This window comes from Paractinoplanes atraurantiacus, assembly GCF_900215205.1.
GTDB classification, from domain to species: Bacteria; Actinomycetota; Actinomycetes; order Mycobacteriales; family Micromonosporaceae; genus Actinoplanes; species Actinoplanes atraurantiacus.
Genome location: NZ_OBDY01000003.1, coordinates 300637 through 320349, shown reverse-complemented (window position 1 = coordinate 320349; position 19713 = coordinate 300637). Strand labels below are relative to the sequence as shown.

At 71.3% G+C, this 19713-nt stretch carries 17 protein-coding genes and 1 pseudogene; 10 read left to right on the top strand and 8 right to left on the bottom strand.

Going from position 1 to position 19713, the window contains the following annotated elements:
• The first annotated feature begins 9 nt into the window (after positions 1–9).
• The 3 genes from CRP55_RS10780 to CRP55_RS10770 are packed head-to-tail and all read left to right on the top strand — an operon-like array spanning position 10 to position 1589.
• On the top strand, positions 10–864 hold the full coding sequence (locus CRP55_RS10780; protein WP_097319613.1) for an NmrA family NAD(P)-binding protein: 855 nt from the start codon (positions 10–12) through the stop codon (positions 862–864).
• 21 nt (positions 865–885) lie between these two features.
• Complete coding sequence (locus tag CRP55_RS10775) at positions 886–1200, top strand: hypothetical protein (protein WP_097319611.1); 315 nt, start codon at positions 886–888, stop codon at positions 1198–1200.
• Between the two features lie 5 nt (positions 1201–1205).
• On the top strand, positions 1206–1589 hold the full coding sequence (locus tag CRP55_RS10770) for a hypothetical protein (protein WP_097319608.1): 384 nt from the start codon (positions 1206–1208) through the stop codon (positions 1587–1589).
• Positions 1590–1742: 153 nt separating this feature from the next.
• Here CRP55_RS10770 and CRP55_RS10765 read toward each other — a convergent pair whose 3' ends face one another.
• From CRP55_RS10765 to CRP55_RS10750, 4 genes and pseudogenes are all read right to left on the bottom strand, one after another.
• A complete protein-coding gene (locus CRP55_RS10765) occupies positions 1743–2876 on the bottom strand; it encodes a glycosyltransferase 87 family protein (RefSeq protein ID WP_218854306.1) in 1134 nt (377 codons plus the stop codon).
• A 121-nt stretch (positions 2877–2997) separates the two neighbouring features.
• Positions 2998–4182: pseudogene (mptB, locus tag CRP55_RS10760) on the bottom strand (polyprenol phosphomannose-dependent alpha 1,6 mannosyltransferase MptB); the annotation flags it as partial.
• Positions 4183–4294: 112 nt separating this feature from the next.
• Positions 4295–5560 (bottom strand): DUF4874 domain-containing protein, encoded by a 1266-nt coding sequence (locus CRP55_RS10755; RefSeq protein ID WP_179855118.1) that lies wholly within the window; start codon positions 5558–5560, stop codon positions 4295–4297.
• A gap of 31 nt (positions 5561–5591) precedes the next feature.
• Positions 5592–6728, bottom strand: a complete 1137-nt coding sequence (locus CRP55_RS10750; RefSeq protein WP_097319604.1) for a type III PLP-dependent enzyme — start codon at positions 6726–6728, stop codon at positions 5592–5594.
• 75 nt (positions 6729–6803) lie between these two features.
• Between CRP55_RS10750 and CRP55_RS10745 the strand changes: the two genes are divergently transcribed.
• Positions 6804–7751 carry a helix-turn-helix domain-containing protein gene (locus tag CRP55_RS10745; RefSeq protein ID WP_245922915.1) on the top strand — a complete coding sequence of 316 codons (948 nt, stop codon included), beginning with the start codon at positions 6804–6806 and terminating at the stop codon, positions 7749–7751.
• A gap of 52 nt (positions 7752–7803) precedes the next feature.
• On the opposite strand, the gene CRP55_RS10740 is transcribed toward CRP55_RS10745, so the two are convergent.
• The 3 genes from CRP55_RS10740 to CRP55_RS10730 all read right to left on the bottom strand — a co-directional run bounded on the left by CRP55_RS10740 (position 7804) and on the right by CRP55_RS10730 (position 12763).
• A complete protein-coding gene (locus tag CRP55_RS10740) occupies positions 7804–11289 on the bottom strand; it encodes a S8 family peptidase (protein ID WP_245922914.1) in 3486 nt (1161 codons plus the stop codon).
• Between the two features lie 114 nt (positions 11290–11403).
• Entirely contained in the window at positions 11404–12195 is a 792-nt protein-coding gene (locus CRP55_RS10735; RefSeq protein WP_097319602.1) for a hypothetical protein, read from the bottom strand.
• Positions 12188–12763, bottom strand: a complete 576-nt coding sequence (locus CRP55_RS10730; protein ID WP_245922913.1) for an RNA polymerase sigma factor — start codon at positions 12761–12763, stop codon at positions 12188–12190. The genes CRP55_RS10735 and CRP55_RS10730 overlap by 8 nt, the downstream gene beginning before the upstream one ends.
• Before the next feature lie 1149 nt (positions 12764–13912).
• Here CRP55_RS10730 and CRP55_RS10725 point away from each other — a divergent pair.
• From CRP55_RS10725 to CRP55_RS10710, 5 genes are all read left to right on the top strand, one after another.
• The gene (locus CRP55_RS10725) at positions 13913–14929 is read left to right on the top strand and encodes a YncE family protein (RefSeq protein ID WP_097319601.1); all 1017 of its coding nucleotides are present in this window, start codon (positions 13913–13915) and stop codon (positions 14927–14929) included.
• Positions 14930–15168: 239 nt separating this feature from the next.
• Positions 15169–16173 carry a polysaccharide deacetylase family protein gene (locus CRP55_RS10720; protein ID WP_438865777.1) on the top strand — a complete coding sequence of 335 codons (1005 nt, stop codon included), beginning with the start codon at positions 15169–15171 and terminating at the stop codon, positions 16171–16173.
• A 38-nt stretch (positions 16174–16211) separates the two neighbouring features.
• On the top strand, positions 16212–16445 hold the full coding sequence (locus CRP55_RS10715) for a hypothetical protein (protein ID WP_097319599.1): 234 nt from the start codon (positions 16212–16214) through the stop codon (positions 16443–16445).
• 51 nt (positions 16446–16496) lie between these two features.
• A complete protein-coding gene (locus CRP55_RS52040) occupies positions 16497–16799 on the top strand; it encodes a hypothetical protein (protein ID WP_143234540.1) in 303 nt (100 codons plus the stop codon).
• Between the two features lie 98 nt (positions 16800–16897).
• Entirely contained in the window at positions 16898–17671 is a 774-nt protein-coding gene (locus CRP55_RS10710; protein ID WP_097319598.1) for a hypothetical protein, read from the top strand.
• 75 nt (positions 17672–17746) lie between these two features.
• On the opposite strand, the gene CRP55_RS10705 is transcribed toward CRP55_RS10710, so the two are convergent.
• On the bottom strand, positions 17747–18742 hold the full coding sequence (locus CRP55_RS10705) for a carbon-nitrogen hydrolase family protein (protein ID WP_097319596.1): 996 nt from the start codon (positions 18740–18742) through the stop codon (positions 17747–17749).
• Positions 18743–18983: 241 nt separating this feature from the next.
• Between CRP55_RS10705 and CRP55_RS10700 the strand changes: the two genes are divergently transcribed.
• Positions 18984–19712 carry a hypothetical protein gene (locus CRP55_RS10700; RefSeq protein ID WP_097319595.1) on the top strand — a complete coding sequence of 243 codons (729 nt, stop codon included), beginning with the start codon at positions 18984–18986 and terminating at the stop codon, positions 19710–19712.
• Position 19713: the final 1 nt, after the last annotated feature.

Sequence of the window (19713 nt, the reverse complement as noted above, 5' to 3'; positions counted from 1 at the left end):
CTCAAAGTCATGATCGTTGTTACCGCACCCACCGGCCAGATCGGCTCCCAGGTCGTCCAGGACCTGCTCAAAGCCGATGCCCCCGTACGCGTCATCGCCCGCGACCCGGCCCGTCTGGCCCCCGGCGTAGCCGAGCGTGTCGACGTGGTCCAGGGCTCCCACGGCGATCCGGCCGTGGCCGCCGCCCTCGAAGGCGCGGACGCCGTCTTCTGGCTCGTGATGGCCGACCCGCGGGCCACCACCATCGACGACGCCTACACGGGTTTCACCCGCCCGGTGCTCCCGTCGCTGGCCAAGGCCGGGCGCGTCGTCGGCATCTCCGCCCTCGGCCGCGGCACTCCCGTGGCCGCCCGGGCCGGCCACGTCACCGGTTCGCTGGCCCAGGACGACCTGATCGCCGCCACCGGCGTACCGTACCGCGCCCTGACCATGCCGTCCTTCATGGACAACGTCCGGCGACAGGCCACGCCGATCAAGGAGCAGGGGATCCTGCGCGGCCCGTACGTCCCCGACCTGCCCCTACCGACCGTGGCCACCCGCGACATCGCCGCCGTAGCCGCCGGCCTGCTGCTCGACAACACGTGGACCGGCTTCGAGGAGGTCCCGGTCATCGGCCCCGAAGACCTGACCTGGACCGAGATCGCCGCCATCGTCGCCGACGTGCTGGGCCGCCCGGTCCGCTACGAGCAGACCCCACCCGACGTCTTCAAGGCCGACATGCAGCGCTTCGGCAGTTCCGGCGCCATCGCCCAGGGCTTGCTGGACATGGCCCTGGCCAAGAACAACGGCCTGGACCACGTCACCCCCGGCATCCCGCGCACTCCCACCACGTTCCGCCAGTGGTGCCTGGACAACCTCGCCTGACATCCATGACATCCTTTGTGGATGTTCCCGCAGAGCTTGTTCGACCACGTGTTGGTGACGCTGGCGGTGCTGGTTGCCGGCGGTCTCGTCGTGCTGGGCGTCTGGACCCTGACGACCCGGCGCGTTCCGCGGCCTCTGGTCCGGCTCAGGGGTGAGACAAGTGCCCGGTATCCCGTTCGGCTCGGCGGCTTCTGGGTCTTGATCGGTGCGGCGTTGTTGATGTCGATCACGCCCAACGTCGTGGACACTCCGCTTGCCGTGGGCCGGCTGATGTTCGCGGCGGCGGGTGTCGCGCTCCTGTCGTCTGCCGCCTGGTATGCGATGCGACAGAGCTGAGCGGCATGCGGAGGACACTGTTCTTTCTAGCCGGCGTCGCCTTCGGCGCCGGTTTGCTCATCATGCTCAGCGCCGGCAGCGGCGCCGGAACCCCGTTCGGCGTGGCGTTCTGCGCCTTCCTCGTCGTGGGCACGGCGATCGGGGGCCGGTGGGGGCCCGGGCCGGTGGCCAAGGGCCGGCGGGCTCCGCACCTCGCGAGGGCCGGCGTGGCGACGGCCGCGCTGTGCGCCGTGGCCGCCGGCATGCTTGCCTGGCGACCGAGCGTGGGCGACGGCTTGCCGGTCGCGCAGTTCCTGGGATGCATGGCCGCGGGCGCCCTTCTCATGGTGCCGGTCGGCTTGATGGGCCGGGAGCCGCGCGACGACGAAAGAGCGTTGATCGACAGCTGAAGGGGTCTACCGGCAACCCGCGATCCCGGTTCGGGTGTTGCTACTGACCGCGGGAGCTGCCGCGGGCCGGGCGGCCGGTCTCGATGAGCTCGAGGTTCGCGCGCCGGAATGACTCTCTGCGCCGTACTTCGACGCCTGCAACACCAGCTCGCCCTAGGTCGTTGGAACCCTTCGGATGGAGGGAGCGCGTCGCCGCCACGGATCGGTCGCTCGGCCAGGGGCTTGCAGGGCCAGGAGCAGGCCGATCGAGATCCAGACGTACGTGTTGCTGCCGATCACCGCGAGGAAGCCGTCGGCGCCGGCCCACCAGAGCCAGACGACGCTGCTGCTGAGGAGCACGTAGACCGCGGCCAGCGCGACCAGGCCGCGGCGGGAGGCGCGGGCGGCCAGCAGAAACAGTGCGGGCAGCAGCCACACCAGGTGGTGCACCCAGGTCACGGGGCTGATCAGGCAGGCCACGATGCCGGTCATGGCGAAGCCGGTGGGGTCGTCGTCGAGGGAGCGGACCCCCAGCCACCAGACGACCAGGATCGCGGCGACGGCCAGGAGCCACCAGATCGACGAGATGTCGAGGCGGGCCACCACCCCGCGCAAGGACTGATTCGAGACGTACGCGAGGTTGCCCACCCGGTCGGTGTCCCACAACGCCTCGGTCCAGAAGCGGCGTGACGTGTCGGGGGCGACCAGGAAGGCCAGGGCCGTAGCACCGGCGGCGGTCCCGGAGGCGATCGCGGCGGCCCGGTATTGGCGGGTCAGGATCAGGTAGCCGATGAAGACCGCGGGGGTCAGTTTGATCGCCGCGGCCAGGCCGATGCCGATGCCGCGCCACTGGGTGCGGCGCAGGTCGGAGCAGACCAGCACGAGCAGGGCCAGGTTGACCTGGCCGAAACTGAATGTGTCGCGGGCCGGTTCGAAGACGAGGACGGCCAGGAAGACCAAGGCGATCGGCATCCACAAAGGCCGGCGCAGGATCGGGAGCACATACCAGCGGAGCAGCAGGGCCACGCAGGCCGCGTTCAGGGCGACGCTGAACGCGATCGCCACCGGCCAGCTGGTCAGTGCGAGCGGGCTGAGGACGAGGGCGGCGAACGGTGGGTAGGTGAAGCCGTACTCGGTGCCCTGGTAGAGGTAGTCGTAGAGTTCGCCGCCGCCGACCAGCCAGTGGCGGACGGCGCCGCGGTAGACGCCGAGGTCGAAGAACTCGCGGAACGTCGGGACGGTGACCAGGAAGACGCCGACGGCGGTCGCGGCCGCGGCGACCAGCAGGATGTGACGTGTACGGGTCATCGGGGGCCAGTTCTCGAGAGGGGGCCGCGGCCAGGCGTACGACAAGAAAGCCGCAAGCACCCAGAAGCGCGCCCGAGGTGGCGAGGAGGAACTCCTCGAAGTCGACGGCGAAGCCGTCCGGGAGGACGGCCAGCACCAGGACCGCGCAGGCCGCGGCCAGGGAGTGCCGCACCCAGCGATGGCCGGCCGCGGCGGCCAGCGGGACCAGGCCCCAGATCAGGTACCAGGGCCGCAGCGCGGGACCGAAGACCACGATCGCGATCAGCACGATGCCGAGGCCGTAGAGGACGCCGAGCTCCTTGATCTGCGACCAGACCAGGCCGACGACGACGAGGGTGGCCAGCACGCCGGCCCAGCGCCACAGATCGAGGACGAAGGCGTCGCCGACGCCCTCGAGCAGGCCCGCGGTCCAGCGACCGAGCACGTTGACCAGCGAGAGGTTGTGCGGGGAGATCGGAGTGTCGAGGGTGCTGAGCCAGCCGTATCCGGTGCCGGCGATGGCGGTGAGGGCCGCGGTCGCGGCGGCGGCGACGGCCGTCACCAGAGAAGAAGCCCGGAGGAGGCGCCAACGGCCCCGCATCTGTGCGGCCCAGATCATCGCGACCGCGGCCAGGCCGAGGATCGCGGGCACCTTGACCAGCGCCGCCGCCATGACCAGGACGGCGCCGAGCACGGGATGCCGCTGGACGGCGGCGGCCAGGCCGGCGGCGAGCAGGCCGACCATGAGGGCGTCGTTGTGGGCGCCGCCCACGAAGTGGATGAGCACGAGCGGGTTGAGCACGGCCAGCCACAGCGCGGCCGGCGGCCGGACGCCCGTGCTCCTGGCCAGGATCGGCAGGACGTACGCCAGAAGCGCCAGCCCCGCCACCGCGACCGACCGCATCGCGACCACCCCGCCCAGCAGATGCTCGCCGCCGAAGAGACGGGCGATTCCCATGAAGACCGGGCCGTACGGGCTGGGGGTGTGTTGCCAGATCGCGGGAACCTGCGCGGCGATGAAGCCGCCGAGACTGGCCGGCCCCTGCCGGTAGACGTCGAGTCCCTCGCCGCTCATCAGGCCCTGCGCGAGATAGCTGTAGACGTCACGGCTGAACAGGGGCGGCGCGAACAGCAGCGGCGCCGACCACAGGGCCAGCGTCCGCCACATCGCGCCGACGTCGCCGGGCAGCACCTGGCCGTACCACCACCAGGCGAGCAGCAGCAGGGCGAGCCCGCTGTAGACGAGCACGAGACCGAGGCGCACGTGGGTCATGCCGGCGAAGAAGCTCACCCCGACCGGCAGCGCACCGGCGCCGAGGCCGCCCACGGCGACGAGCACGGCCCCGACGAAGCCAACGGCGCGCGACCAGCCGTGATCACCGAACACCGCAGCACCTTCTCAGTGAAGGGTGTCGAAGTGGGTACGGCCGATGAACGGCCTACTTAACCGTGAGCGAGCGGCCGAGGCTGTTGCGGCCCGTGGCCGCGTTCCAGACGCCGGGGTTGGCGAGTTGGATGGCGTACGCGGGCTGGGCCGCCAGGCTCGCGGCGGGGTCGGGCAGGCTCAGCGAGTAGGCGCCCTTGACCGCCGTGAAGGTCGCCTTCAGTGTCACCTGCCGGCCGGGGGTCCAGGTGCGGAGGTCCGCGTTCACGGCGACGACCTTCGAGCCGACGACGAGCCGGACCGGCCGGTTCTGGGCGGGCGCGGCGTAGCCGTCGTTGACGAGCGTGATCGTGGCGGTGACCTTGGCGCCGGCCTTGGCGGTCGCCGGCAGGACGGCCTTGACCAGGCGGAGGCGGTAGCCGAGGCGGCGGTTGGCCTCGGCGAGCCCGGCCGCGCCCCAGGAGTTCAGGACGTCGGTGTTGAACGACGGGTTGAGATAGGTCCAGTGGTACCGGGCCATCTCGGCGCGGGCGTTGGTCCAGGTCGAGCGGGCCGACACGTCGCAGGTCTCGCCGCCGACCAGGATCGGGGACTTCGCCAGCCAGGCGGCGTCGTCACCGGTGAAGGTGCCGTAGTCGTCGGTGCCGGCCAGGAAGCAGTCGTTGTGCACGCCGACCCGGGCCAGTGTGGGATGGAGGCGCCGCTTGATCGCCGGCGTGCGCACCTGCACGACGGTCGACGGCGAGGTGGCCGCGAGCAGGGCGGCCAGCACGTGCCCGCGGGAGGTCCAGTCCGGCGTGCCCTCGGTGCCGAAGTTCCGGCTGTAATACCACTCGCCCCAGCGCCCCACGAAGCCCGCCTGCACCGCGGTGATCACGTCGGCGTTCGCCTTCAGGATCGGGCCGAGCTGGGCGATGTGCTTCAGCACGCGGGCCTCGGGGGCGTCGGCGTCGGTCTCCGAGGCGTACGCGAACCGGACCACCATCTTGACGCCGGCCGTCCGGGCCGCGGCGAAGTCGGCCCTGACCAGGGCCAGGTCGGCGGCCGAGATCTGGTCGACGGCCTGGTACTTCTCCAGGTAGAAGATCCGGTAGACGAGGCTGCGGGCCTGCCGCACGCGAGCCGCGGTGAGATCAGCCGCGTTCAACGGCGTATAAGACCCGAAGTGCGTTTCGGTGTACGTGAAGAGGCCGCGCCCGGGATTGGCGATCGAGGCCGTGGACGAGGCGTAGGTGACCGTGGCCGTCGACGGGGTGGCGGCCACGGCGGCGCCGGGCAGGAGGACGGCTACGGCCACGGCGGCGGCGGGGAGGAAGCGCACGAAGACGACCATCGGTCCCGCCGCGCCGTACTTAAGTGATCTGGGTTCGCAGCGGGGGGAAACCGTTGAAACCCACTGAGGCGTACGTGGCGGTGTACGCGCCCGTGCCGAGGATGCGCACCACGTCGCCGGCCTTCAGGGAGAGCGGCAGCTCGTAGTGGGCGTGCTGGTACATGATGTCGACGCTGTCGCAGGTCGGGCCGGCCAGGATCACCGGGCCCATCGGGCCGTCGTCGCGGGTGGTGGCCAGGGCGTACTGGATGGCCTCGTCCTCGGTCTCGGCCAGGCCGCCGAAACGGCCCACGTCGAGGTAGACCCACCGCGACTCGTCCTCATAGGACTTACGCGCGATCAGGACGACCTCGGCGTGCAGCACGCCGGCCGGAGCCGCGATGTACCGGCCCGGTTCGATCATCAGAGCGGGCCGGTCCCGCCCGAAATGTCGCGACATAGCCGCCTCGATCGCCGCGGCGTAGGCGGTGATCGGCAGGGCGGAAACCCGATAGTCGACCGGGAAGCCGCCACCCGCGTTGAGAATGCGGGGCCTATGTCCACTTTGTTCGAGTGTGCGGAAGATGTCGGCGGCGAGCGCGACGCTCGGCTCCCACCGCCCGGGATCGAGTTGCTGCGACCCGACATGGAACGCCAGTCCCGCCGGGTCGAGCCCTTGCCTGGCGGCTGATTTCATCAGATCGATCGCCATATCCGGCGTACATCCAAATTTGCGGCTCAACGGCCAGCGCGCGCCCTGGGACGACGCCAGCAACCGGCAGATCACTCCGGAGCCCGGCGCGTGCGCCACGATCTTGCCCAGCTCCCCCTCGCTGTCGAAGGCGAAGAGCCGGACCCCCCGGGCGTACGCATAGGCGATGTCGCCCGGCTTCTTGATCGGGTGCCCGTAGCTGAGCGCCGCCGGCGACGCCCCGGCCGCGAGGCAGAGATCGATCTCGGCCCGGCTGGCCACATCGAACCGGCATCCGGCCTCGACGAGCGCGCGCAGCAGCGCCGGCTCCGGGTTGGCCTTCACGGCGTAGTGGATCTGCGCCCCGGCGAAGGCGGCGGCGATGCGGCGGTACTGCTCGCCGGCCACCTCCACGTCGATCACCAGACAGGGGGTCCGGCCGAGGGCGCCGGACGCCGTCACTTCCTCATCCGCTGTCAGCGTCATGACACAGAGTATCGCTGTGAATGCGTAGAGTTGTCGATCCGGGGACGGTTAATAGACAGGTTTACAGTTGTCGCCGTGTCAGAACGGCTGGACCTGCTCACCACCAGAGAGCAGCACGCGTACCGCCTGCTCGTCCGCATGTCCGGGGCCACCGCCGCCGACCTCGCCGAGCAGGACGGACTCTCCGCGCCCGAAGCCGCCCAGGTGCTGGAGTCCCTGCACCGCAAGGGCCTGGCCACCGGCGGACCTACCTTTCACGCCCTGCCGGCCGACGTCGCCCTGGGCGACGCGCTCCTGCGCGAGCAGCAGGCCCTCGAGTCGGCCCGCCGGATGGTGGCCTCGCTGAGCGAGGAGTACCGCAGCAACACCCGCCGGCGCAGCGCCGAGCATCTCGTCGAGATCGTCGTCGGGGCCCAGCCGCTGCGCGACCGGCTGCGCGAGATGCAGGACTCGGCCGAGAAGGAGATCCTCTGGTTCTGCCGGGCCAACCCGATAGCGATGCAGGGCCCGGAGAACACCGAGGAGAACTCGGCGCTGGAGCGCGGCGTCCGGTACCGGGCGATCTACGAGCGGGAGCTGCTCGAAAAGCCGGGCGAACTGGACAGCATCGTCGAGGCGATGGGCCTGGGCGAGCAGTCCCGCACGCTGCCCGCCCTGCCCGTCCGCCTCGCCATCGCCGACCACCGCCTGGCCATCTGCCCCCTGGTGCCGGACGCCGCGCGGGGCGTCGGGCCGCCCACCGCGGCGCTGATCCGCCCCAGCGAGCTGCTCGACGCCCTGGTCGCGCTCTTCGAGAGCTATTGGGACCGGGCCACTCCGCTGGTGCCGGACGGTGGCACGGAGGAGCCCGATCGGCTGTTGCTCTCGCTCTTCGTGTCCGGCATGCCGGACAAGTCGATCGCGACCCAGCTCGGCGTGAGCCGCAGGACCGTCCAGCGGCGGTTGGACCGCCTCATGGACATCGCCGGCGTGGACACCCGTCCCGGGCTGGCGTTCCAGGCCGCCCGGCGCGGCTGGTTGTGACGCCGGTGAGCCACCGTCACCCCGACCGGGCCGGCGTTCTCCTCGATCGGCCTCATCGGGCGTAGGCCCGGATCACGGTCTGCCGGACGGTGTTGCCGGCCCGGTCGCTCGCGGTGACCCGCAGCGAGACGGTTCCCGTTCCCGCCTTGGCGCGCCAGGTCTTACCCTCGTCCATCGAGTACTCGACCTTGACCTGCTTGGCACCGGGCACGGTGATTCTGGCAGTTCCGCGCGCCACCCCTTGAAGATCAACCGGCACGTCGTACTTCGGCTGGAGCAGCGGCAGCTTGCCGTCCCGGGCCGACGTGAAGGTCCACTCCGTCGAGGTCGACGTGCCGTACAGCCACTCTTCGCCGCCGCGCTTCGTCGTGATCGACAACTTGAAGGAACCCGCCGGGACCGCCACGTCGCGCCACGCGTTGGGGTACTCGCCGACGACCACGCCGTTGCGGGACAGCGTCGCCGCCTGGCCGGCCAGGTCGACCTGGTAGTGGCCGTCCGCGTCGACGAAGTCGGCCACCCGCAGCTTCAGCAGGTTGCCCTCACGGGTGCCTTCGCCGGCGGGCCGGACCACCGGCGCGGCCCACGTTTCCGATGAGCGGCCGGCTTTCCCGTAGGAGATGGGGTCGTCCTGGAAGCCGCCGTCGAGCGAGGCGCCGATGCTGTTGAACGGGTACTCGTGGTGGACCTGGTGCTGCCACAGCGTGTCGCCGGTGCTGATCCACTCCTCACGGACGAACGGGGTCTTGACCGCCCGCTGGGCGTCGTTCCAGGAGTACTCCTGGGCCGGCCGCCAGCCGAACCGCTGCTCACGCACGTAGTCGAAGCCGCCGTTGTCCTGGTAGCGCGACGTGATCCGCTGCGAGTTGGCCGGCGTCACCCGGTAGACGATCTGGCTGGGCACGCGGTCCTTGCTGACCTGGAAGACGTCGTACAGGTAAGGGCTGTCCGGGGTGAGGGTCAGTGAGATCGAGGCGCCGCGCTTGCGGGCCTGGGCGAGCAGCCGCTGCCCGTCGTCGTTGGGGACGACCGCGTTGATGATGGGCATCCGCTCGCCGTCCGGCTGCCAGGAACCCCAGGCCGACATGGTGTCAGGGAAGACGACCAGCGCCACCGCCGCGCCCGCCTCGGCCGCCTGCAGCGCGGCGTCGTAGTAGTTGTCGGTCTCGAGGACGACCGCCTTGCCCCTGACGTTGCCGGTGAGGCCCGCGACCAGGTCGAACCGCCTGGTCCCGCTGTAGACGGGCGAGGACGCGGTCAGGTTGAGGTCGACGCCGGGGATCGAGGAGGTGGCGAGCGGGGCGACCAGCTGCCAGCGGGACGAGAACTCGTAGCTGCCCTGGCGGAGCTTGGCGGTCGGCGTCACGTTGACCGCCTGCACCGAGCTGAAGTTCATGAAGCCGTTGATGATCCCTCGGCCCGAACCGGTCACGCGGTGCACGTAGTAACTGAACACGGTCTGCTGCTCGGCCGGCCTCGGCGTTTCGATCTTGACAGGCTTGGCCGTACGGGCGTCGAGCGTGATCGTGAGATCGCGGTCCACCCGCAGCTCGGGGTTGGTGATCAGCGTGTCCTGCTCGTCGAGCGGGTGGCCGTCGGTGATCGTGGCGTCGAGCAGGTAGTCGCCCTCGGCCACCTCGTACGTCCGGGTCTGGCCCGCGAAGATCGCGTCGAGCACGTCGAAGCGCGGGTCGTCGCCGAACATCAGCATCGCGGGCGCCGCGGCGGGCCGGCCGTCACGGCCGACCGCCTTGACGGTCACGGTGTGGTGCGGCCGGTCGAGTGTGCCGGCGAGCGCGGTCGTGACGAGCACGCCGCCCGGCCCGGTCGCGGTCAGCCAGCCGCTGATCTGGCCGGGGGTCTTCAGGTCGTACGTGAGAACGACGTCCGCCTGGCCGCCGGCCGGAACCGTGACCGTGGACCGCGACGGGGTGATCGCGGCCAAAGTGTCGCTCAGGGTCAGCGTGATCGGGGCGGCGCCGCCGTTGGTGTAGGTGACGGTCCGCGTGACCGGCTTCTCGCCCATCTGGTGGAGGCCGAAGTCGGCCACGCCCGTCCCCGCGACCTTCTGGGTCGTGGCGCGGGCGAGGTCGACCCGGCCGGCGCCCTGCGAGAACACCGGGGTGTCCGGTGTGGTCCTCGCGGTGCTGACCAGCTCGTCCTTGATCTGCCGGCCGGTCCAGCCGGGATGCTGCTGTGCGACGATCGCGGCCGCGCCGGCCACGTGCGGCGTGGCCATCGAGGTGCCCGAGGCCGCGGTGTAGAGCTCGTCGACCGGGGTACCCATCTCGGTGCCGGCGGCCCGGGCGGCGACGATGCCGACGCCGGGCGCGGTGATCTCGGGCTTGAGGCCCTCGTCGCCGACCCGCGGGCCACGGCTGGAGAAGTCGGCGATCCGATCGTCACGGTCGACGGCGCCGACGGTGAGGGCGTCGGCGGCGGCGCCGGGCGTGCCGACCTGGTAGCTCGCGCCCTCGTTGCCGGCCGCCACCACGAAGAGCGCGCCGGTCGATTCGCTGAGCTCGTTGACGGCCGCGCTCATCGGGTCGGTGCCATCGGTGGCCGAACCGCCGAGGCTCATGTTGATCACACGGGCGCCCGCGCCGGCCGCCCACTCCATGCCGGCGATGATCCCCGACTCGTAGCCGGAGCCGCTGTCGTCGAGCACCTTGCCGATCAGCAGGCGGGCGGCCGGGGCGACGCCCTTGCGGGTGCCGTTCGAGCCGGCGCCGGTGCCGGCGACGGTGGCCGCCACGTGGGTGCCGTGCCCGAAGTGGTCGCCGGTGTCGGCGCTGCCGCTGAAGTCCCGCGCCTCGTCGATCTTGCCGGCCAGGTCGGGGTGGCTCGCGTCGGCGCCGGTGTCGAGCACGGCGACCTTGACGCCCTGGCCGTCGAGCCCGGCCGCCCAGGCCTGCGGGGCGCCGATCTGCGCGGTGCTCCGGTCGAGCACCGGCTTCACCTTGCCGTCGAGCCAGATGTGCGTGGCGGTGGTGGCGGTCCGTGCGCCTGTGCCGGCTGCTACTTGCGTACGCCAGAAGTCTGTGAGCCCTTGTTTGTCGGCCTTGACGGCCACCGCGCCGAGGCTGGGCAAGGGAGTGCCCTTGACCTTGGCGCTCGCGCTTTTCTCACCCTGGATGATCAAGGGAAGGGTGCCGCTTCGGGCGTCGCCGTAGCCCTGCTCGATGAGGTGCTGCACGTCGAACAACTCGGCGTCGAGCCGCCCCTCACGCAGCAGAGGAAGGGCGTCGGAGGGCAGGACGCGAACGCCCTCGCTGGTCTCGACGGTGGAGAAGCGGACGTGTTCCCGCCCGGACCCCGGCCGTACCGTTGCCGCGACCCTGCCGTCACCGGCGGAAGCCAGTTCGACGACGTCGCCCGTGATGAGCGTGATCGCTTGCGCGGCCGCAGGGGGAACGGTCGCGCGGGCGGGTACGGCCGGGGTGGCGGCAGCGGCTTGGCCTGGCGGCAACCAGGTCGCGCCGCCGGCTCCCACCAGGACGCCGACGAGGGCACCGGCGAGGCGCTTCGATGCTGGCAAGGTCGGGCTCCTTAGCGTGCGAGTTGACACGCATTCTGGAGTTCACCCGTTGCTTGCCGGGAGATCTATCTCCTGCCGTAGTAGCGACATGGCGCGATGTGGACAACCGTTGCCTCACTGCACGGAGAGAGCCACCCGGCGCGCCTCGGCGAGATCGGTGAAGCCTTCGAGCCGGTACGTGGTCCCGTTGGTGTCCCAGATCAGGGTGGGTGTGGCCAGGCGGGCGGTGGCGCTGCGCTCGACACCGGAACGGTCGTAGTAGGTCAGGGTGTGCGGCCCCGGAAGCCAGACGGCGAGGGCGCCACCGACGTCGGTCCACTCGGCCTGCCCGGCCTGCTTGAGGAAGGCCGCGGCCGACCCGTCGAACTGGTCGAGCCGGATGGTCCCACCCCGGTAGAAGAGCGAGACGACCCGCCGCTGGTCATAGACCTCGACCCGCTCGGGGTCGCCCAGCGCCGCCGGGAACTTGGCCATCTTCCGGGCCTCGCCCAGCGAGATGCTCCCCGCGTCGGGCAGCGGGCTGGGGCTGACCGCGGGCGTCGGCGGAACGGCCTCACGCCGCACCTCGATCCCGGCCACCCGAAGCACGTCAGCCAGCACGTCAACCACGGCCGCTCGCGCCGGGGCCACCGCGATCACCGCCGCCGCCAGTGCGGCCAGAACCCCCGCTCCCCAGGCGCGCCACCGATTTGCGCGCTTCGCCACCACCCAGGGAGCCGGACGATTCGTCTGCTTTGCCGCCGTCCATGGATTTGGCCGCTTTGCCGGCACCCACGACCATCGGCGACTTGTCTGCTTCGCCAGGCGGGTGCGGACGGCGGCGCGCTGGTCGGCCGGCTCGGGGGTCTCGAGCCAGGTCGCCAGGTCGCGGAGCTCGGCGATCAGGTCGTCATCGCGGTCAGGCATCGAGCACCTCCATGCCTTCGCGCAGCCGGGCCAGGGCCCGGTTGGTCCGCGACTTGACCGTGCCCTTCGGCACACCGAGGGCGACGGCGGTCTCCAACTCGGAGAGGTCCAGCAGGAAGCGGCAGACGAGCACTTCACGGTCGCGGTCGCTCAGCTTCTTCAAATGCTCGACCAGCCGTTCGCGGCGCTCGTGGGCCATCACCGACTCGGCCGGGTCGGGCACGTCGGCCCGAGGCCCTTCAGACACGGCGGCCCGCAGGGCGAGCCCGTCGCGGCGACGGCGGGAGCGGTGCAGGTTGCGGGTCTCATTGGCGACGATGGCCAGCAGCCAGGGCCGGAAGCCGGACTCGCCGCGATAACGCGACAGCTGCCGGTATGCCTTCACAAACGCCTCCTGCACCACATCATCGGCGTCATCCCCGGCCCCGAGCAGCACAGCGGCCCGATGCGCGGGCACGGTGTAGCGGGCGACCAGAAGCTCATAGGCCCCCAGATCACCGCCACGCGCCCGCGTCACCGCCGCCGCGTCACCCAGCTCGGTGGTCTCGCTCAGCTCGCCTACCTCCACCTCATCGCCCCGACAATGCACTGACACCGCCCACGCCAAAAGGGTTCCGCCCCGATCCACATCGAGGACCGCCCTCACCCCCGTCGCCGGCGGCCGTTCCTCTCCACCCCGTTGCCGGCGGCCGTCCCCTCCTCCCTCAATCCCTTGCTAGCGGCCGCCTTCCCGTTCGCCGCCGCCCTCCCCGCTCCATCCGCCCCCTTGCCTTCGCGCCCATCCACCCTTCCTGACCGCCGCCTCCCACCACGCCCTCCCCTCATCTGCTTCGCCCCTCCTCTCCGCCGCCCCTCACGACACCCGGCCGTCACCACGCCGGCCGTCACCACGCCCGCCGTCACCACGCATCGCCGTCACCACGCCGGCCGTCACCACACTGGCCGTCGCCGCGCCCGGCCGTCACCACGCCCGGCCGTCACCACGCCCGGCCCTTCACCGCCCCAGCCCTTCGCCGCACCTAGCCCTTCACCACCCAATCCCCTACGCCGGCCACGGCCCTCTTTACGGCCCGGCGTGGTGAGGGGTCGGGGGCGACGAAGGGCTCGGCGTAAGCGGCGGTGAGCGGCTCGGCGGTGGTGAAGGGCTCTGGCGGCAAAGAACCCGACGTGAACGCCGGTCAGCGGTTCGACGGCAGCAAAAGACTCCGACGGCAAAGGAATCGGCGTGAGCGCCGGTCAGCGGCTCGGCGGTGGTGAAGGGCTCCGGCCGCAAAGGACCCGGCATGAACGCCAGGCAGCGGCTCGACGGCAGCAAAGGACTCCGGCCGCAAAAGAACCCGGCGTGAGCGCCGATCAGCGGCTCGCGGTGGTGAAGGGCTCCGGGGGAAGGGCTCGACGTGAGGGGCGGTGAGCGGCTCGGCGGTCGTGAGTGGCTCCGGTAGGGGTGCCGAAGAGCTGGGGTGCCGAAGAGCCGGGACCGCCCAGCGTTTTCGGGAACCTTGGTGGGCTGGGCGGTGTCATCTGCGTATGACAACGCGTCGTAGCTTTCTTGGTCTTGCCGGGGGCGCCCTTGCCGCTTCTGGTCTTGCCGCCTGCCGTGAGCCGAAGGCTGTCGCGGCGCCCGTTTCCGTGCCGGATCTGGTGCTGGCGGAGACGAAGCGGGGGGGTTGTCCGGCTGAGCGGCACCGAGTCGCGTGGGCTCGGGGCGGCGACGACGGTGAGCCGGGACGGCACCATCGCGTATGTCGCCGATGGGACCAGGCTGAGCCGGGTCTACACCGCCACGGGGGCGCCCATCCAGACGATCGAGATCGGGGGTGGATGGGTGCCCCGTGTGGTGGCCGAGGCGGGAAACGCTTGTGTGCTCGCGCGCGACGAGCACGCGGAACCGCCGGCGGCGCGGGCGAGCAGCGCGCTGCTGGTGGTCGCCGATGGCGGGCGTACGCGGCGGTTCGACCTCAATGGAGTGGTGGAACCGGATGCGTTCACCAGTGATGGAACCGGGCTTTTCGTTCTCGAGTGGCTGCCCGCGTCGGCGCCGGACCGGTACCGCGTGCGGCTGCTCGATCTGAGCACCGGGCGGCTCGATCCGCTGCTCACCCGGAACAAGGTGCCGGTGCCGGCCGGTGCCGAGGAGGAGATGCGGGGCAGCGGGAGGCAGGCCGTTCTGTCGCCGGATCGGCTGGTGCTCTACACGCTGTACACGCATCAGCCCGACCATCAGCACACGCGCAATCTGCTGAATGGGACACACAACGACGTGCACGCCTTCGTGCACGTGCTGCATCTCAGCGAGCGCTGGGCCTTCTGCCTCGATCTGCCCGACCCGTTCGGCCACGGGGCGCCGGAGGGGCACGCGCTGGCGGCCGACGCCACGCACGTGGCGGTCTTCGACGCCGCCAGCGGGTCGGTCGCGGTCGCGTCGGCGTCCTCGCTGACGATCGAAAAGGTCCTGCGGGTCCCGGCAGGGGCGGCGGGTGGTCATCTTGCGCTGGGTGGGGGGCGGGCTTTTGCCGCTTGGGGTACGGAGGTGCAGGTGGCCGATCGGGGCACGGGTCAGGTTGTTGCGCAGTGGTCGCTGTCCGATCCGGTGTGCGGGCTGCGGCTCAGCCGGGACGGCGGGCATCTGTACGCGGGGGGCCGTGACCGGGTGGCCTGGCTGGACGTCTCGTCCGGGCGGGTGCTCGGGCGGGTGCCCGTCGACGGGGTGACGGGGTTGGTGCACGTGGGATGAGGCTTTTCGCCGTACAACCGGAACTTTCGGGGTTGGGAATTTGGGTCTTTGGATCTTCACCTCGCCCTACTCCTGGCTAGATGGGTCGAAAGTTACGAGGAATTGCCGGAAGTTAATGGTTGACTCACCGACGTCGCGGCTCCCAAGATGGGACGCAACGACGATCGTCGATTCGCGTGGACGGGCCGCTTCCACCGGCGGCCCGGCCGCTCCCCCTTACCGACGAGAGGTGATTCCCCGTGCCCAAATGGACCCGCTCCCTGCTGCTCGCCGGCGCCATGCTGGCCGCCGGTGCCGTCGCCGTGGCGCCGCCGCTCAGCGCCTCGGCCGACGCCTCCTGCCAGAACGGATATGTCGGGCTGACGTACGACGACGGGCCGAACCCGAGCACCACCAACCAGTTGCTGTCGGCGCTGCGCTCGGCCGGGCTGCGGGCGACCATGTTCAACACCGGCCAGAACGCCGCCGCCAACCCGGGCCTCGTGGGTGCCCAGGTCGCGGCCGGCATGTGGGTCGGCAACCACAGCTACACCCACCCGCACATGCTCTCGCTCAGCCAGGCCCAGATGTCCTCCGAGCTGTCGCGCACCCAGACCGCCATCCGCAACGGCGGCGGAGGAACACCGACGATCTTCCGGCCGCCGTACGGAGAGACCAACGGCACCCTGCAATCGGCCGCCTCGGCTCTCGGGCTGCGCACGGTGACCTGGGACGTCGACTCGCAGGACTGGAACGGGGCCAGCACCGCGCAGATCGTGCAGGCCGCGAGCCGGCTCACCAACGGCCAGCTGATCCTGATGCACGACAACTACCAGACCACGATCCAGGCCATACCCCAGATCGCCGCCGGCCTGGCCCAGCGCGGCCTGTGCGCCGGCACGATCTCGCCGTCCACCGGGCGCGCGGTGGCACCCTCGGACGGACCGACGACCCCGCCCACCACACCGCCCACCACGACTCCGCCGCCGACCGGCGGCAACTGCACCGCCACGTACGCCGAGGGTCAGAAGTGGTCGGACCGCTTCAACGGCCAGGTGACCGTGAGCGGCTCCTCGAGCTGGATCGTCACCGTGACCTTCCGCTCGCCGCAGAGGGTGATCGCCACCTGGAACACCGCCGCCAGCTGGGATTCGACCGGCCTGGTCATGACCGCCCGGCCCAACGGCAGCGGCAACGTCTTCGGCTTCACCGTCCAGCACAACGGCAACTGGACGTGGCCGTCCCTGTCCTGCCGAACGTCCTGAGTCGCTCCGGCGCGGCGCTTCTTGCTAGCGTCGCGCCGGTGCGCCGATCGACGACTCTCATAGCCACGCTCCTCGCCATAGTTGCCCTGACCGGTTGCAGCCTGTTCCGCGATTCGCCCCGGGAGGCCCAGGAGAAGCAGCTCGCCCGCGACATCGAGAACGCGGCCGGCTTCTCCGTCTTTTTGAAGTCCGAGATCACCGATCAGCAGCGGACCGGCGTCGAGAAGTGGCTCGAGGGCGAAAAAGGCAAGCAGAAGATCAAGCCGTCCTGAGGACCGGAGTGGCGTGCGGGCTTTCCGTGATCGAATCGGTACATTGGGGACATGGCAACGATCTCTCTACGCGGCGCTCTGCTGCGATCGTTGCCTGCCCTGCTCCTGCTGCTGACGCTGGGCCTCGCCGCCCCCGCCGCAGCCGCCGCCGGGCCGCTCGCCGCCGGGGTCACCCACAGCACCAGCTCCCCCGCCGCGCCGGCCGCAGGGTCCACAGCCGACACTCCGGAGTCTCCGGACACGGCGCCCGCTCGTACGCCCGGCGCTCCAGCCGCCGACCGCACGCGCGTCCTCTCCGCTCAGCACACCGTCGGGGCCACCGGATCCCGCGGTCCGCCGTCCGCTCGCGCCTGACCATCCTCTGACGTAGCGCCGCGGCCGTTGCCGCCGCGCCGAGGTGGTCGCTGCCCTTTTGCGGACTTTTCCTTTGAGCGGACAGGACTCCCACACCCATGAACGTCGTTGCCGAAACGCTGCTGACCACCCCCGCCCCCGCCGCCATCTGGGCGACGCTGATGCTGCTCACTCTGCCGGCCGTGCTGGTGCTGGCCAGCCCGCAGGGCGTTCGCCACCCGCGGCAGGCGCTGCGGGACATCGTGGCCCTGTTCCGTGAGCGGGGCGACCGGCGCCGCCGGCTTCCGCTGGAGGCCCTGGCCGCCACCCAGTACGCCGACGAGGTGCGGGTGGCCGCCGACCGGGCCGAGCTGGCCGCCGCCCGCTGGCAGGAGCGCTGGGAGCAGACGGCCGACGACGTCACCTCGGCCTGGCAGTCCTGGCTGGACGCCGACGCCCGGCTGCGGGCCCGCCGCTCGGCCGCCGCGTTCGGCACGCCGTGGAGCGCGCAGACCCCGACCGAGTACGCGGCCCGCGAGCGCTTCCTGCACCGCGCCGTCCGCGAGGCCGCGTCACACGGCTGGCTGCCGACGGCGGCGGTGGGCGACGCCCTGGCCGGCCGGGCGGGCTGGGACCCCCGCCTGCACCCGCTGGAGCAGGAGCTGGTGGTGCACCGCGCGGCCGAGGGCCACCTGCGCGACCGTTACGAGCACGCCGTCCGGGCCGAGCAGGCCGCCCGCCACGACGCCTGGCTGGCCCGCACCACCAGCGACAGCCTGCGCCAGGAGTCTTGGTCGGCCGGCGAGCGGGCGGCCCGCCTGCACCACCTGCTCCCGGCCACCGCGGACGGCCCGGCCCCGCACGTGATGGCCGCCCGCCCGGGCTTGCTCTGACCCGCCGACCACACGCCGAGGTCCCACCGCCGCCCGAAGCGCGAATCGCGCCCGACGAGTAGGCCGGGCCTCAGGTCAGCAGTTCGCCCGGTTGAGGCTTCTCGGGTCGGCGGGGGCCTGGTACTGGGTGTACAGGCCGCTTCGGGCGACTCGGCGCCACGGTCGGGCGTGGTTCTCGGCGGTCAGGTCCAGGTCGGCCGTGACCAGTGCCGTCGCGGGAGCCGGTGGGCAGCGGGTCAGCCAGTCGCCGGACGGGGTCACGACGCCGGACGGGGCGTTCGGTGCGTCCTGGGCGATGCCGGCGTAGCTGACCCAGTAGCTGTTCGCGGCGGCCAGGGCCTGTGACTGCAACGCGAACGGCCCGTTGTTGGCGGGGACGCCCGGGCCGTGGGTGGAGAACAGGACGCAGTCGACGTCCAGCCGTTCGTACTCGCCGAAGATCTCGGGGTAGACGGCCTCCATGCCGAGCGCGCAGCCGAAGCGGGCGCCGTCGACGGTGAAGGTGATCGGCTCCGAGCCGGGCGTGTACATGTGGCTGACCTTGGTGTTCGACAGCATCCGCTCGTCGTAGCGGGTGGCGATCGTGCCGTCGTCGGCGATGACGTACAGGCTCAGGTGCGGGCGCCGGGGCGGGGTCAACGGGTGCACCGATCCCAGGATCGTCCACAGCTTCAGCGATCCGGCGAGGGCCGCGATCTCCCGGAGCTCGTCGGCGAGCGTCGCCCAGTCGGCGCGCTCCCAGTCGGCCGGCCCCACGAGATCAGGGCCGATGGCCGACATGATTCTCTTGTCGGGGCAGGTCAGCGCACCCTCGGGCAGGTGCAGCAGCCGGGCCCCGGCCGCGTGGGCCTCGTGCATGAGGCGGCGGATCAGCTGGCCGCTGCCACGCAGTGCGGCGGTGTCGCCCGGGTCGCTTCCCACCGGAAGCTGCGCGACTGACAGTCGTACGGACGAACGCATCGAATCTCCTCGCGGAGTCGTGCGGAAGTGCCGCAGCGCAGCGGTGTAGGACTCGCCGGTCTTGGCCGCACGGGCCCGGACCCGGCGCTTGAGATTCCTGTTCGCTGTCATCTGGACCTCCGCTGTCCCGCACGCCGATCCCCCGGGCGATCGTCGCGTCCGAGACCAACGGGTCAGGACAGCGGCCCGAGACGAGAAGTCCCTTTGCCTCCGTCGGGGACCGCGCGCCGGGGACGGTCGCTGGAGGTTGGGCGTGGGCTACGCCGGTCCGGACGGTAGCACAGATACCCGTCGGATTACGTCGCACAAAGTCGCCGCAGTCGGAGGCCGGGATGGCGCTGGACTGCTGGACATGACTATTGCGAGTATCGCCGCCTCCGCCCTCCTTCTGGCCGTTCCGCCGCCCGGCCACCTGGAGCTTCGCTACACCGGTGATCTGGCGAGCCCCACCCAGGTCGCCGACAGCAGCGGCAACGGGCTGCACGGGGCCGTCCTGACCGGCGGCGGGGGCACGCTGACGTCGGAGACCGAGGGCGGCAACCGCTTCCTGCGCTTCCCCGGCGGTCACTGCACGACCGCGCCCTGCCCGCAGGCCATCGTCCGGCCGTCGAGCACCGTCACCCTCGCGCCCGGCGACGGACGGTTCGTCTACGGGGCCGACATCCGGCTCACCGAGCCCCCGTCGCCCGACGCCGGCATGAACGTGTTCCAGTTCGGCGCGGCCGGTGCCGGGATCAGCCAGTGGAAGCTTCAGGTCGACTACGGGGTGCCGTCGTGCCGCTGGTCCGACGGCGACGAGTTCGTCCTGCTGCCGGCCGACGTGAGCCTGGCCGTGGGCCGCTGGTTCCGGGTGACCTGCATCCGGCTGTCGCCGGTGCTCTTCCAGATCAGGGTGCACGACGCCGTGACCGGCCGGCAGGTCACGCCGCCCCGGCAGCAGACCGGCCCGCTGGAGGACATCCTGCCCAGCGGCAACGTCGTGATCGGCGGGAAGCGGATCAACGCGGCCCAGAACGACGTCGACACCGACCAGTTCCACGGGGATCTCGACGACATCGAGTTCGGGCGCCGCGAGCCGTAGA

Coding starts and splice junctions, on each gene's coding strand:
- CRP55_RS10780 (WP_097319613.1), top strand. CDS start 10: ATGATCGTTGTTACCGCACCCACCGGCCAGATCGGCTCCCAGGTCGTC.
- CRP55_RS10775 (WP_097319611.1), top strand. CDS start 886: ATGTTCCCGCAGAGCTTGTTCGACCACGTGTTGGTGACGCTGGCGGTG.
- CRP55_RS10770 (WP_097319608.1), top strand. CDS start 1,206: ATGCGGAGGACACTGTTCTTTCTAGCCGGCGTCGCCTTCGGCGCCGGT.
- CRP55_RS10765 (WP_218854306.1), bottom strand. CDS start 2,876: ATGACCCGTACACGTCACATCCTGCTGGTCGCCGCGGCCGCGACCGCC.
- CRP55_RS10750 (WP_097319604.1), bottom strand. CDS start 6,728: ATGACGCTGACAGCGGATGAGGAAGTGACGGCGTCCGGCGCCCTCGGC.
- CRP55_RS10735 (WP_097319602.1), bottom strand. CDS start 12,195: ATGCCTGACCGCGATGACGACCTGATCGCCGAGCTCCGCGACCTGGCG.
- CRP55_RS52040 (WP_143234540.1), top strand. CDS start 16,497: ATGGCAACGATCTCTCTACGCGGCGCTCTGCTGCGATCGTTGCCTGCC.
- CRP55_RS10710 (WP_097319598.1), top strand. CDS start 16,898: ATGAACGTCGTTGCCGAAACGCTGCTGACCACCCCCGCCCCCGCCGCC.
- CRP55_RS10705 (WP_097319596.1), bottom strand. CDS start 18,742: ATGACAGCGAACAGGAATCTCAAGCGCCGGGTCCGGGCCCGTGCGGCC.
- CRP55_RS10700 (WP_097319595.1), top strand. CDS start 18,984: ATGACTATTGCGAGTATCGCCGCCTCCGCCCTCCTTCTGGCCGTTCCG.